The sequence below is a fragment of the Peribacillus sp. P4_D6 genome, assembly GCF_056401795.1.
This window is the reverse complement of the sequence record NZ_JBFUIQ010000010.1, coordinates 20,171-32,144: the sequence shown is the minus strand read 5'-3', so window position 1 is coordinate 32,144 and position 11,974 is coordinate 20,171. Positions and strand designations below refer to the sequence as shown.

Here is an 11,974-nt window from a genome sequence, read left to right as displayed (position 1 = left end):
ATCCAAGCTTGGTTGATGTCCTTTTTTGAAGGAGTGTCACATCTCCAGCATAAAGAAGGGTGAGTTTCATATAAATGATACATAGAGCGGATATTCATTGTTTGCGAGAATCGGCATAAAGCGGCTTTCAACCCTATTCGAGAAAAAGAAGGAGGGGTATCATGGACGTGGAAAAAGTTGGTGTGCCTTGTGCTGATGGAAAAAAAACTATACAAAATACGCTGAAGAGACATATCAATTTACATGGAAAAAATATCAGTACTTCATATACCGCCGAGGAATTGGTGGAGCTATTGTCACGACTTCCAGCCTTTGCACCTAAGCCTGTTTGTAAGTTCATCATCAATGACCGTACACTATTCGGGAAATTGGAACAAAAAAAAGAATCCAGTTTGTTCATAAGGCATAAATTCGGGAAAAAAGTTGTCCAATACCAAATGGAACAGCTGCAGTCCGTGGATATTCTGAAATATTAAGGAGGGTTTTCATGTCAGGGAAAAATGGCGATAAGGAATCCAAACCACTTATATATGTCGATCAAGCAAAAATATCAGATCTGCGTGGAAATATGCAAAGTGATTTTCGAACGAAAAAGGCTAAACCTCAAGACAGCGCTGAGCCGGAACTTCAGGAAGAAGCCGAGCATAAAGAAGAAAAAATCGAACAGGTCAAACGCGAATTTGGTGTTTATGATGCCATGATGGAAATTGAAAAAGAGATTACGGGATTAAGGAAAATCACGGAAGAATATGTCCCTGAGCAAGCTCCGGTTGAAAAAATGGAACATCCTGAACAAATAGAACAGGAAAATGAAAAGCCAGTTAAGAGAAAAAGGAAAAAGGTGGAGAAGAAAGAATCTTCACGTGACATCATTTCCCGCCTATCCAATCATCAAGGTTTTCCAAAACCATTATGTGAGGCTGTAATTAACGGAGAAAAGCTTCGGTTTCATGTGTTGGGCATAAGAGGGGAATCAGTGAAAATTAAAAGAGGGAACCATATCCGTTTCGTGGGTCTGCCGGATATCATCGATGCCAAAATAATTGAAGAATCCAAGTGAAGGAGCAATATTAAATGTTTCCCCCACATAGTGAATTTACCTTATTTATCATATTAGGCTTGGCTTCCTTCAGGCTGACACGCTTGATCGTTTTCGATAAAATCATGGAGCCGCTGCGCAGCCCCTTTTTTAAAGAGATAGAGGAAAAAAATGAAGAAGGAATTGTGGAAATATTTTTAATGCCCAAGGAAAAGGGCCTGCTGGGGTGGATTGGTCAATTGCTAAGTTGTTTTTGGTGTGTGGGTGTCTGGGTCAGCCTTTTTCTGGTTTTCCTATATATCCAACATTGGTTTATAGGAGACGTACTGATATTGATCCTTGCCGTTGCAGCAGTAGGAGCGATAATTGAGGTCATAATCAGCAAAATTATGGACATTTGATTGGAAACAACTTGTCTAATCATTCATATAGTATGATATAGATCTTAAAGGAGGAGTCATGAATTGAATCAGAAACAGAATAATCCATGGGCATATGCAAAACCGATAAAAAAAGATCAGCCAATCAAAATCAAGAAAGATTGTGGCTGTAATAATAACAATAAAAATAAAGGCTATTGAGTGAAAAAACTCTTCCATTTTGGAAGGGTTTTTTTATTTCCTAATCCTACCATTCATAAAAAAAACGTTAAACAAGAAAATAACAATAGAACGATAAATTAGGATGTGATTCTATGTTCAGACAAGGAAGATATTTTAAGGGAAGCTGGCTGATTTTTATAGTTGTTTTGTGTGTGCTTACGGCGTGCAGCAATCAGAATGATGGAAAAACCGAGAATTTCGCGATGATTAAACGTACGAATCCTGAACCGATGGATATCATTAATGGAATGGATGAGAAGGATGAAAAGGGACTGATCTCAAAGGTAAAGGAAACAGTTGCTAATGAAGACACAATCTATGACGTGATCGTCGTGAAAAACGGGAAAAAGATTATCGTCGCCTATAAAGTTAAGCACTTACAACGTTTTCATATGAAGAAAATTGAAAAGACTGTGACTGAAAATCTGGAAGAAAAGTTTCCAGAGAATGATTTTATTGTTTCAAGCGATTATAAAATCTTTTTGGAATCAGTAAGGTTGAACGAGTTACTCAAGGAAAAGGATGTTCCCGAGAAAAAGGCAAGGAAGAAGTTCAAGGAAATTGAAGAACTTCAAAAAGAATTAATTTAGAAGAGAGGTTCAACACATGAGCGGCAAGGATAAAACGACCCCAATACAGGATGCGTATCAAAAGCTACAAGGGAAGCATGAAATTAAAAGACCAATAGTGAAGAATTGTTTGAAGGCCTTTTTAGTAGGTGGCATTTTCTGTATAGTGGGACAAGCCATTTCCTACTTCTATATTTATTTTTTCAACTTTACAGAGCAGACAGCTGGAGGTCCGACAACGGCTACCATGGTGTTTCTGGCCCTTTTGATGACCGGTTTCGGATTTTACGACCGCATTGGCCAGTTTGCTGGGGCAGGGAGTGCTGTCCCTGTCACTGGGTTCGGAAACGCAGTCATTTCTGCAGCAATCGAACATCGGACGGAAGGATTTGTACTTGGAGTTGGATCCAATATGTTTAAATTGGCCGGATCGGTTATTTTATTCGGAGTATTTTCAGCCTTTGTCGTGGCGTTGATAAAAACGATTTACCTAATGAGTGGGGGCTAAGCGGTGTTAAAGGGAAAACAAACATGGATGTTCACCAATAAACCGGTCATCTTGGAAACAGGGGTAACAGGAGGGCCATTTGAAGCTAATGGAGAAATCGCGGGTGATTTCGATATTCTTTACGACGATTTATGGATGGAGCAGGATTCATATGAGAAGGCTCATCGCCATTTGATGGAGAAAGCGGTAGAGCTTGCTTTGGAGAAAGGGGAGATTGACAAGGAGCAGGTACAGTTTTTCTTGGCTGGTGATTTAATCAATCAGGTTACACCGACAAGCTTTGCGGCAAGAACCAATGGAATTCCATATTTCGGCTTGTTTGGAGCCTGTTCCACATCGATGGAAGGTCTTGCTCTAGCTGCCTTCATCACTAATTATGGCGGGGCTAACTATGTGTTGACAGGTGCATCGAGCCACAATGCAGCTGTTGAAAAACAATTTCGCTATCCAACTGAATATGGCGGGCAAAAGCCACCTACAGCCCAATGGACGATAACAGGAGCAGGGGTGGCGCTGGTTGCTCCTAATGGAAGCAAGCAAGGGGAATATCCACATATTGTCTCGGCCACTATTGGTAAGGTCATTGACATGGGATTGAAAGATCCTTTCAACATGGGGGGAGCAATGGCCCCGGCTGCAGTCGATACGATACTTGCCCATTTCAAAGATACTGGTTTGACCCCGGATGATTATGATTTCATCATTACTGGGGATTTAGGTCAAATAGGGAGTGAGACAGCCCATGACTTATTGAGACAAAAGGGCTGTAATATCAATCAGGAAAAATTCAAGGATTGCGGATTGATGATTTTTAAAAAGGACCAGCCTGTTTTGGCTGGCGGGAGCGGTGCGGGATGTTCGGCAGTCGTTTTATACGGTCATATATTAAATGAAATGATTTCCGGTAAATATAAAAAAATCCTGCTTGTCGCAACAGGAGCGTTATTGTCGCCGCTTTCTGTCCAGCAAAAAGATACGATTCCGTGCATCGCCCATGCAGTGTCCATTGAGTATGGGATGAATTCATGAAAAAGGAGGGATTTCGATGTTAGCAATGTTTTTTTGGGCCTTTGTCATCGGTGGCTTGATTTGTGTAGTAGGCCAGCTACTTTTCGATGTTGCTAAGCTGACCCCAGCACATACGTTAAGCTTATTCGTTGTAATAGGAGCTGTTCTTGGCGGATTTGATTTATATGAGCCGCTGGTTGACTTTGCCGGTGCAGGAGCAACCATACCGATCGTTTCGTTTGGGAACTCGCTGGTGAACGGGGCGATGATGGAATCGGAAAAACATGGGCTCGTTGGCGTACTGACAGGTATGTTTGAAATTACGAGTTCCGGTATCTCTGCAGCAATCATTTTTGGATTCATCGGAGCATTGGTTTTCAGGCCAAAAGGATAAAATTAGCGAAATAGGCAGCCTTGGAATGGGACATGGCCTATACATATTTGTCCAGACCTACATATGTTATCAGTAAGCTTTAGCGAGAGCGAGGTGATATGTATGTTTGGTTTTGGTGGCTACGGTTGTTGTGGCGGCGGCGGTTATGGCTACGGCGGCGGATATGGCGGAGGCTACGGCGGCGGTTCTACTTTCGCGATAATCGTTGTATTGTTCATCCTATTGATCATTGTAGGGGCTTCTTTCTGCTAAGGCGTAAAAGGAATAGGCAGAAGAAGCCTATTCCTTTTATTTTTTTTGTATGGGCCTAGCACTTTTTTCTGATAATGCCATAGGATAGGTACAGAAAAGGGAGGGGCTTAAGTATGGATAATAACTTTTTTAAAAACATAGAAGGTAAAACCGGCGTAAATATGAAAGATGTATTAGAATTGGCAAACTCGCTGCAAGGAGCCAACTTCAAAGATGAAACAACGGTTAGAAACGTCATTAAGCGTGTTTCAAAAATAGCGAATAAACCGGTCAATAAGGAAACGGAAGATAAAATCGTTCATTCCATCGTAGCTGAAGGGAATAAACTTGATTTCGGGACGATATCCAATATGATAAATAAAAAATGAAAAAGGGCCTGCTATCATGCAGGCCTTCAGACTGCAGACAAACTTGAAAAAAAGCGAGTTTGCCTGCAGTTTTTTAAACTAAAAAAGTCCATTTGCAAGATTTATAGTATCGGCTTTTGGTCAAAGCTTCAGGAAACGTGATGGATGGGCAGTCCGTCCGCGTCTAGTTTGCAGGATGGAAAGGTAAAGATCCTTTTTAGCCCTGGTTGCCGCTACATAGAGCAATCGTCTTTCCTCTTCAAGAGGGGATAGTTCCCCTTTTCGGTAAGATTCAAGTGCGAAATCATGAGGAATGCTGCCATCGACAGCAGCAAGGACATATACGGTTTGATATTCAAGCCCTTTGGAACGATGTATGGTGGTAAGCTGTATGGCGTCCTTAAAGTGTTTCGATAGCTGTTTAATCTCTTGGACCATCGCAGTCATATGATCGACATGTTCAATGAAAGCGGCGACGGTTGGAAAACGATTTGCCGCCACCTTTAAGTCACGGATGTCATCGGATCCTTTTTCCAGGTTCGCATCATTACCGCGTTTTTTTACATATTCCTGGTATCCTAAATCTTTCTCTATGATCTCTAACGCTACGAGTGGCGACATAATTTTTAAAGACCGAATCTGTTCAGGAATCGTTTTTAATTTTCGTTCTTGAAAAGCATGTYCAGTCTTAACAAAAGCAAATGCATCGATGAAGTCACAATCCTGCAATATTGTCATTGCTTTTAACTCTTGTAATATACTTTGCTTTAAGAATAGGGAGGAAAGGACTTCAGATGCTGCCTTGCTGTCATGCGGGAACAAACTCAAGCGCATAAAGGCAAGCATGCCGCGAATGACCTTGCGCTGATAAAACGAATCCGCATCCTTTTCAATGACGAATGGCAGATTGGAAGCGGCAAGCCGTTCAAAAATGGCCCTGGACATCGTGTGTGTCCTGTACAATACTGCAAAGTCCCCAGGGTTTGCTCCCTTGGATATTTTCTCTTGGATATCGGATACGATCATCGTCGCTTCCAATTCTTCATCATAAGGATAAAATAAAACAGGTGGATTTCCTGAATCATGCTGTGCCCTCATCTTTTTCTCCATCCGGTTCTGGTTTCGCTTGATCAAGCGGTTCGCTGTAGCGACAATTTCATGGGAAGAGCGGTAATTCTCCGTCAGCTTCACCACTTGGGATCGAGGGAAGTCATGATTGAAATTCAAAATATACTTCGGATCGCTTCCGCGGAATGAATAGATGGATTGGTCATCATCTCCAACCGCACATACATTTTTTGATTCAGCAGAGAGGAGTTTTATCAATTCATATTGAACTTTATTGATATCCTGAAACTCATCTACCAAAAAATAGTTAAACCTTTGCTGATATTTCTTTAAATAATCTGGGTGATTTTTTAAAAATACATAACAGCCTACAAGCATATCATCAAAATCATACTTCCCTGTTTGCTGTTTATATTCTTCATATTTCTTATATAAAAATAAACACGATTTCTCCCAATCGTCCTTAGGGTGAATATCTTCTGGAAAGGCCAAAGAGTTTTTCCAAAGCCCGATTTGTTGAAGGGCCTGATCATATGCAAATTCCTTATCATCAAGTTCCAATTCCCTGCCAGCCTGTTTCAATACCTTTTCTTTTTCCCACTCCCACTTCAATAGGAAATCGCGCTGCCATTTGGCTGGTTCGTGGAAAATCAGGATTTTATAAAAGATGCTATGAAATGTCCCGCTAACGATTTGAGAAACAAGGGAGGGTGTCATATAGGGATAACCGAGCAGACGCTGCTGCATTTCCTTTGCGGATTTCGCCGTAAATGTTACAAGCATGATACTTTTGGGATCAATCTTTTTCACTGTGAGCATATAGGCAGTGCGTACCGTCAATACGCGGGTTTTCCCGCTACCTGCTCCTGAAAGGACAAGGATGGGTCCATCGATCGTCATTACCGCCTTGAGTTGCTCTGCATCGAGAACAACCCCTGAAGAGGATAATTCTTGAAAGTATGGTTCCTCTGATTGTGCCATGTCATATGGTTTATCTGAATATTTCGGATTGCCGGTTATGGGGCGGCTTTTAAGGAAAGGTTCGGTAATGGTTTTCGTTTCAGTAATGGTTCGTGATGTTGGAATCCTAAATCCATTCTGTTCCATATATTCTAAGGGCTTATCTTCATTTATGGATTCTGAAATTGGCATTTCACAGGGTCCCTGCGATGGGTCGCTATGATAAAAATAAGGTGTCTCATGGATTCCAATAAATAATTTAACTGGTTTATGACAAATGATACAAGAAAGCTGATCACGTTTTCCTTTTTCAAAAAGTGTCTGCAGCTCACCAGCTGAAACGGTATGTAAATGTACGATTTCATTGCCAGATTTTGCTTGATTCATATAAATGGATACCTCTAATCTATTAAAAATATCGGCAATACTCATCATACCAGAAGATTAGGAAAAAAGAATGTGGAAATCATGTTTAAATATTGTTCTGGCAGGGTAATTAAATGACAACATAACTATTTCAATATAAGGAGGGGTTACTATATAGCACCTGTCACACAATTTGATTATATTCAATATGCCAACCGGACGGTCGAAGCTGCAGGGAAAGTAAGAATTGTTAAAGGAGCGGCACCCATTCAACCCATCCGTTTTGATCAGGTGTTGGAAAGGGAAAGGGAAAGCGTTGAAGGATTAAATCAAATTCAAGATAATGTCCGGGTAAGTGCATATGGAGCAGGCACATATCAACATGAAATGGGCAGGAGCGTCAGGAACGATTTAACGGCTGGAATGACAGGAAAAGGCAGGTTCATCAACGAAATTGTCTAGTTCCTCCAGAAAGACAAAAGAGGACACGTGAAGTGTCCTTTTTGTGCTGACTTCTTAAAGAATGTCTATTTCCACGATTAGGGCTAACAATAGTTGCAATAAAAGTTGGATGTTTAGAGCGATTTGTGCATCAGTTGTTGTAATATCGATATCACGGCTGTTTTCAACAATTGTTTTTTGGCGCGTGATTTGTTTAACATTGGAAGATTGGATTAATTGTTGAGTGATCTTATCAGCATTATCAGCATCTGCAACGGAAATGCTTACGATGACCGCAATTGCAGCTTGTAGAGCAGCTTGTAGTGAGAGGGCCGCTTTAACATCCGTTGAAGTGATATTTACATTACAAGAATCTTTAATGTAAATAAGTTCTTCAGAAAGCTGAACTTGATTATTATCCTGTCTTGCATCTTGGTCAATCCTTGTGTCATCGTCGTTACAGAATCCTGAAAGGGGATGTCTGGAAGCGGAATCTAGAGCCGACCATGACCTTTCAGAGTCATCATGTGTGTTACAATTGCTACGATATACATTTTGGTTCATGTTGTTTTTTCCTCCTTAGGTTTTATTCCCTATTAAAATATGCTTTGATGGTAAATCGGGTTGGACGAATAAATCAGTTCATTCGTCTATTTTTTAAATACTTAGAGATAGTATTAGTGTGTGGGGGATGAATAATAAAGAAGCTGGAGCTTTAGGAATGAAATGTAAGTGCTTCTATGTCTCGGTTTACTTATTTCTCGCCAGCAAGTAAGGTGATTAGGTGATATGGTGCGTCATTTATTTTTGGAATCCGTGAATTTGTTGTGAATGGAATTGGTAACTGGATTAACATCATGTTCCGTGATGTTCTTTTCTTGGTTTATGATTTTTAGTGATTGCTCTTGTAAATAACGTACGGTTTCTTTAAGGTTGTTTCTCTCTTTTTCAGTTAGATCGACCTTTTCCTTTTTGAAACCATGTTTTCTCAAAGTCCTCGAAACCAGCAGCTCCATCAGTCTTTTTTGAGACTCATCTAGGTTAAAATCATTGTTACCCATAAAATTTTCCCTCCTTCTTGCTTTCTATATATAGACTATGTATTTTTGATGAGTTTGCCATTGAACGGAAATGGTTTTTTTCATAAAACGATAATTTAAGTCCATGAACGAACAAAAAAAGCTGTCCAATCAGAAGACTGAAAGGACAGCTTTTTTAGATCAAAAAATGGTTTTCTTCATCGTTTTATGAGGAATGCCAGCATCCATGAATTCGTCGGAAACGATCTCATAACCTAATTTTGAATAAAAAGGGATGGCATGCACTTGGGAATCAAGCTTTAATTGAGGCACTTCCTGCTGGATTGCGTATTCCTCAATAGCATTCATGATCATGGCGCCGGCACCATTCTTACGGCCCGATGACAGTACACAAATGCGCTGTACTTTACCGATGTTGTCAATGACCCTGAAGCGGCCAGCACCGATTGGCTGATGCTGCTCATCATATAAAACGAAATGTGTGGAATCTTTTTCATATTCATCGATCTCTTCTTCAAGAGGGACGTTTTGCTCTTGGACGAACACTTTTCTTCGAATCATATATGCGTTTTCAAGCTCTTGGCTGTTCTCTGCGATTTTTACAAACACGAAATCATTCAGCTCCTAATCTAAATGTTTCATAAACGGTCCATGCCCCATCTTCAAGTTGATACAGCAAGTGAACTCGTTTCACCTCTTCTTCATGGCTGATGTCAAGCATGCTTAATTGGCCTAAAACATCAGAATGCTCATTATCGGATAAATCTTGAGCGATTGTAATATGCGGGACAAATGCATGTTCACTTTCACTTTTTATGAAATCCTCATTGTTAAGCGCATCATGCAGCTCTTGAAGCCCTTCGGATAATTCTACTTTGAAATAAATCGTATTGCTTACGGGTTGGAAAGACTTCGTTTTGGTTACGCTCATCGTAAAAGGTCTGCACTTTTGAGCGATGCCTTTTAATTGTTCCGCGATTGTTGAAATTTCCATATCCGTCGCTTCGAACGTTGGTTTAAGCGTTAGATGCGGTGGTATGAAAGCATACTTCGTATCATACCGTTTGCGATAGGAGTTAGCTAAATCTTGAAGTTTTTTTGAAGGGAAAATTGCAACACCATATTTCATAAATAAAACCTCCTGATATTTTTTATTGTTGTATTATAGTTGGACATGTTTTTTTCTTGAAACCATCCTAAACAGATGATTTCGAGTAATTAGAACATTTCCAATAGTGCTCGTTTCAAATCTGCCTGCCAGTATTTCCAGGTATGATTACCTTCAAATTCTTCATAGAAGCAAGGAAATCCTTTTTGGTTTATTAATTTATGCAATTCCCTATTTGGTTCTATGAAGTTTGCCTTATTGCCATCCGTCGTCGGTACATCCGTTTCACCAGTCCCGATCACATGGTAAAGTTCGAGGAGATGCGGATCCTCAAAATTACGTACAGCATCCATTACTGCTTCATTGGCAAGCGGGGACTGCATGATGCATTTACCGAATGTATGCGGATACTGCAAAGCGGCCAATAAAGAAACTGTACCGCCAAGAGAGTCACCGATCAAAGTTCGACCATGTCCCATTTGATAGGTTGGGAATTCATCATCTAAAAACGGAACTAGTTCATGGGCAAGAAAACGTATGTATGCAATATGCTGTTCCCCGTCCGGATGATATTTGCGCCTGCGGTCAAAGCGGTCTTTATAAGGAATGCCGACAATGATGATATTCTCGATCTCATCGTTCCCTAACAGTTCATCTGCTACCCGACCGATTCGGCCCATTTGAAAATAATCACGGCCATCCTGAGCAATCACAAGCGAATATTTATACAATGGCGAATAATTAGCAGGCAAGTAGACAAGCAATTCCAATTCTTCTGCTAAAGCTTCGCTTTTAAACATGTACTCTTTAATTGTGCCTTTGCGTAAACTCATTCTCCCGCACCTCAATGATAATTAATAATGAAAAACAACTTACTTGATTATTTTAGCATAGCCTTGCAACTTTTTCCCGCGACAAGAATTTGGAATATAAAATTTTCGTTATATTTTCTAAAAATTTAAATTATAAGGTGCTATAATACAAGGATATAGAAAAAAATACAAAAAAAGGTGGCGAATAAAATGGCAGATGTACACGTGCACAGCAGGGAAGTGACAAAGGCGGCTAAACGAACATTATTGGAGCGTGGTGTCAGTGTGGAGGCAATTGCAAAAATCGTTTATGAATTGCAGTTCCCGTACAAGGCTGATCTTAAGCTGGAGGAATGCATCCACAGCGTTGAGCGTGTCCTGTTGAAAAGGGAAATTCAACATGCCATTTTAGTCGGTGTGGAGCTGGATAAACTGGCAGAGCAAAAAAAACTATCAGAACCCCTGCAATCGATTGTTGAATCGGATGAAGGGCTATTCGGAGTGGATGAAACGATTGCCTTTGGTGCAGTACTCGGTTATGGAAGCATTGCTGTAACAACCTTTGGCCATTTGGATAAAAATAAAATAGGCGTCATACACGAACTTGATAAGAAGCAAGAAGGAATCGTGCATACCTTCCTGGATGACATCGTTGCAAGCATTGCCGCGAGTGCCGCCTCAAGGTTAGCTCATCGTCTGAGAGATGAAGAGGAATCGTTAACTGAACAGGAAAAGGACATCCAGGAAGAAGAAGAGTTAATAGGTTGAACCTTGAAGAGCAATCTTCAGCCAGACCTGTAAAACCTGGCCTTAATGAGGCGGGCAGAAAGGATGTTGGCTACTTTAAATGTCCGTTTTGTCTGCCTTAGAAAACAGAATGCGTGAATATGGCCTGGATAAATTTCAAGCACCTGGATTTTCCGTTGTGTAATCTTACCTTGTTCGGAGAGATAAATTATTTCTAATGGAGCATTTTCTTCCAAATGTTTACGAAGTATATATTTCATTCCCGGTCACTCCTTTGCTGACTTGCTTGCTAACATTATATGCGAACATACGTTTTGTATGCAAGTGAAAAGGGAACCTTGGTTCTGTTTTGTTGTGAGGGTGAATGGAAGAAGATGAAATTATAACTTATTTAATATAATATATAGACTTTTTAACAAATAAACAAAAAACGATTTATGTACTGAATTTCTGACCTTCTTCTAACAGTCCCCTTAGAATCGCAGTAGCTAGGTTCTTCATCAACCAAAACTGAAGTGCGATTATACCTCACCTCATATTCAGATTGAGAATAAAGAATCTGTTTCCCCGATTATATCCACAAAAATCCCTTCCTTATTGTTAACGACCACCTTCTTAATAGGATATAAAATCCAGTAGATTTTTGCTGTTTGAGTTAGATTTATTTTCAAATTTGTAACATATGTACAAACATCTTTTCTTTTAATGAATAA

18 protein-coding genes are annotated in these 11,974 nt (G+C 40.1%); 11 read left to right on the top strand and 7 right to left on the bottom strand.

Annotation, left to right across the window (positions count from 1 at the left end; genetic code table 11):
• Positions 1 to 161 precede the first annotated feature (161 nt).
• The 9 genes from AC1DVB_RS05785 (at position 162) to spoVIF (ending at position 4,740) form a co-directional block, all read left to right on the top strand.
• Positions 162 to 476: a hypothetical protein gene (locus AC1DVB_RS05785; protein WP_095679620.1), complete on the top strand. Its 315-nt coding sequence runs from the start codon at positions 162 to 164 to the stop codon at positions 474 to 476.
• 11 nt (positions 477 to 487) lie between these two features.
• On the top strand, positions 488 to 1,060 hold the full coding sequence (locus AC1DVB_RS05780) for a hypothetical protein (protein WP_095679621.1): 573 nt from the start codon (positions 488 to 490) through the stop codon (positions 1,058 to 1,060).
• Positions 1,061 to 1,074: 14 nt separating this feature from the next.
• Positions 1,075 to 1,440, top strand: coding sequence for a DUF1360 domain-containing protein (locus AC1DVB_RS05775; protein ID WP_057278900.1), 366 nt, complete (start codon positions 1,075 to 1,077; stop codon positions 1,438 to 1,440).
• Positions 1,441 to 1,733: 293 nt separating this feature from the next.
• Entirely contained in the window at positions 1,734 to 2,231 is a 498-nt protein-coding gene (locus AC1DVB_RS05770; protein ID WP_057278901.1) for a YhcN/YlaJ family sporulation lipoprotein, read from the top strand.
• Positions 2,232 to 2,247: 16 nt separating this feature from the next.
• The gene (gene spoVAC, locus AC1DVB_RS05765) at positions 2,248 to 2,718 is read left to right on the top strand and encodes a stage V sporulation protein AC (protein WP_057278902.1); all 471 of its coding nucleotides are present in this window, start codon (positions 2,248 to 2,250) and stop codon (positions 2,716 to 2,718) included.
• A 3-nt stretch (positions 2,719 to 2,721) separates the two neighbouring features.
• On the top strand, positions 2,722 to 3,747 hold the full coding sequence (gene spoVAD, locus AC1DVB_RS05760; protein ID WP_057278903.1) for a stage V sporulation protein AD: 1,026 nt from the start codon (positions 2,722 to 2,724) through the stop codon (positions 3,745 to 3,747).
• A 16-nt stretch (positions 3,748 to 3,763) separates the two neighbouring features.
• Positions 3,764 to 4,120, top strand: coding sequence for a stage V sporulation protein AE (gene spoVAE / locus AC1DVB_RS05755; protein WP_057278904.1), 357 nt, complete (start codon positions 3,764 to 3,766; stop codon positions 4,118 to 4,120).
• Positions 4,121 to 4,222: 102 nt separating this feature from the next.
• Complete coding sequence (locus AC1DVB_RS05750; protein WP_082609450.1) at positions 4,223 to 4,372, top strand: YjcZ family sporulation protein; 150 nt, start codon at positions 4,223 to 4,225, stop codon at positions 4,370 to 4,372.
• Positions 4,373 to 4,485: 113 nt separating this feature from the next.
• A complete protein-coding gene (gene spoVIF, locus AC1DVB_RS05745; protein WP_034314458.1) occupies positions 4,486 to 4,740 on the top strand; it encodes a sporulation-specific transcription regulator SpoVIF in 255 nt (84 codons plus the stop codon).
• A gap of 120 nt (positions 4,741 to 4,860) precedes the next feature.
• Here the strand turns inward: spoVIF and AC1DVB_RS05740 are convergent, their stop codons facing one another.
• Positions 4,861 to 7,134 (bottom strand): ATP-dependent helicase, encoded by a 2,274-nt coding sequence (locus AC1DVB_RS05740; protein WP_477588497.1) that lies wholly within the window; start codon positions 7,132 to 7,134, stop codon positions 4,861 to 4,863.
• A 273-nt stretch (positions 7,135 to 7,407) separates the two neighbouring features.
• Here AC1DVB_RS05740 and AC1DVB_RS05735 point away from each other — a divergent pair, with 273 nt between their 5' ends.
• Positions 7,408 to 7,575: a hypothetical protein gene (locus tag AC1DVB_RS05735; RefSeq protein WP_230136206.1), complete on the top strand. Its 168-nt coding sequence runs from the start codon at positions 7,408 to 7,410 to the stop codon at positions 7,573 to 7,575.
• A 54-nt stretch (positions 7,576 to 7,629) separates the two neighbouring features.
• Here AC1DVB_RS05735 and AC1DVB_RS05730 read toward each other — a convergent pair whose 3' ends face one another.
• The 5 genes from AC1DVB_RS05730 to AC1DVB_RS05710 form a co-directional block, all read right to left on the bottom strand.
• The gene (locus AC1DVB_RS05730; protein ID WP_057278906.1) at positions 7,630 to 8,118 is read right to left on the bottom strand and encodes a spore coat protein; all 489 of its coding nucleotides are present in this window, start codon (positions 8,116 to 8,118) and stop codon (positions 7,630 to 7,632) included.
• A gap of 233 nt (positions 8,119 to 8,351) precedes the next feature.
• Entirely contained in the window at positions 8,352 to 8,615 is a 264-nt protein-coding gene (locus AC1DVB_RS05725) for a hypothetical protein (RefSeq protein WP_034314453.1), read from the bottom strand.
• A gap of 159 nt (positions 8,616 to 8,774) precedes the next feature.
• A complete protein-coding gene (locus AC1DVB_RS05720; protein WP_034314452.1) occupies positions 8,775 to 9,203 on the bottom strand; it encodes a GNAT family N-acetyltransferase in 429 nt (142 codons plus the stop codon).
• A gap of 4 nt (positions 9,204 to 9,207) precedes the next feature.
• A complete protein-coding gene (locus tag AC1DVB_RS05715) occupies positions 9,208 to 9,723 on the bottom strand; it encodes a YjcG family protein (RefSeq protein WP_034314450.1) in 516 nt (171 codons plus the stop codon).
• Between the two features lie 89 nt (positions 9,724 to 9,812).
• Entirely contained in the window at positions 9,813 to 10,535 is a 723-nt protein-coding gene (locus tag AC1DVB_RS05710; RefSeq protein ID WP_054397157.1) for an alpha/beta hydrolase, read from the bottom strand.
• A 189-nt stretch (positions 10,536 to 10,724) separates the two neighbouring features.
• Between AC1DVB_RS05710 and AC1DVB_RS05705 the strand changes: the two genes are divergently transcribed.
• Positions 10,725 to 11,282 (top strand): phosphatidylglycerophosphatase A family protein, encoded by a 558-nt coding sequence (locus AC1DVB_RS05705; protein WP_034314446.1) that lies wholly within the window; start codon positions 10,725 to 10,727, stop codon positions 11,280 to 11,282.
• A 17-nt stretch (positions 11,283 to 11,299) separates the two neighbouring features.
• Here AC1DVB_RS05705 and AC1DVB_RS05700 read toward each other — a convergent pair whose 3' ends face one another.
• Complete coding sequence (locus AC1DVB_RS05700; protein WP_057278907.1) at positions 11,300 to 11,521, bottom strand: hypothetical protein; 222 nt, start codon at positions 11,519 to 11,521, stop codon at positions 11,300 to 11,302.
• Positions 11,522 to 11,974 lie beyond the last annotated feature (453 nt).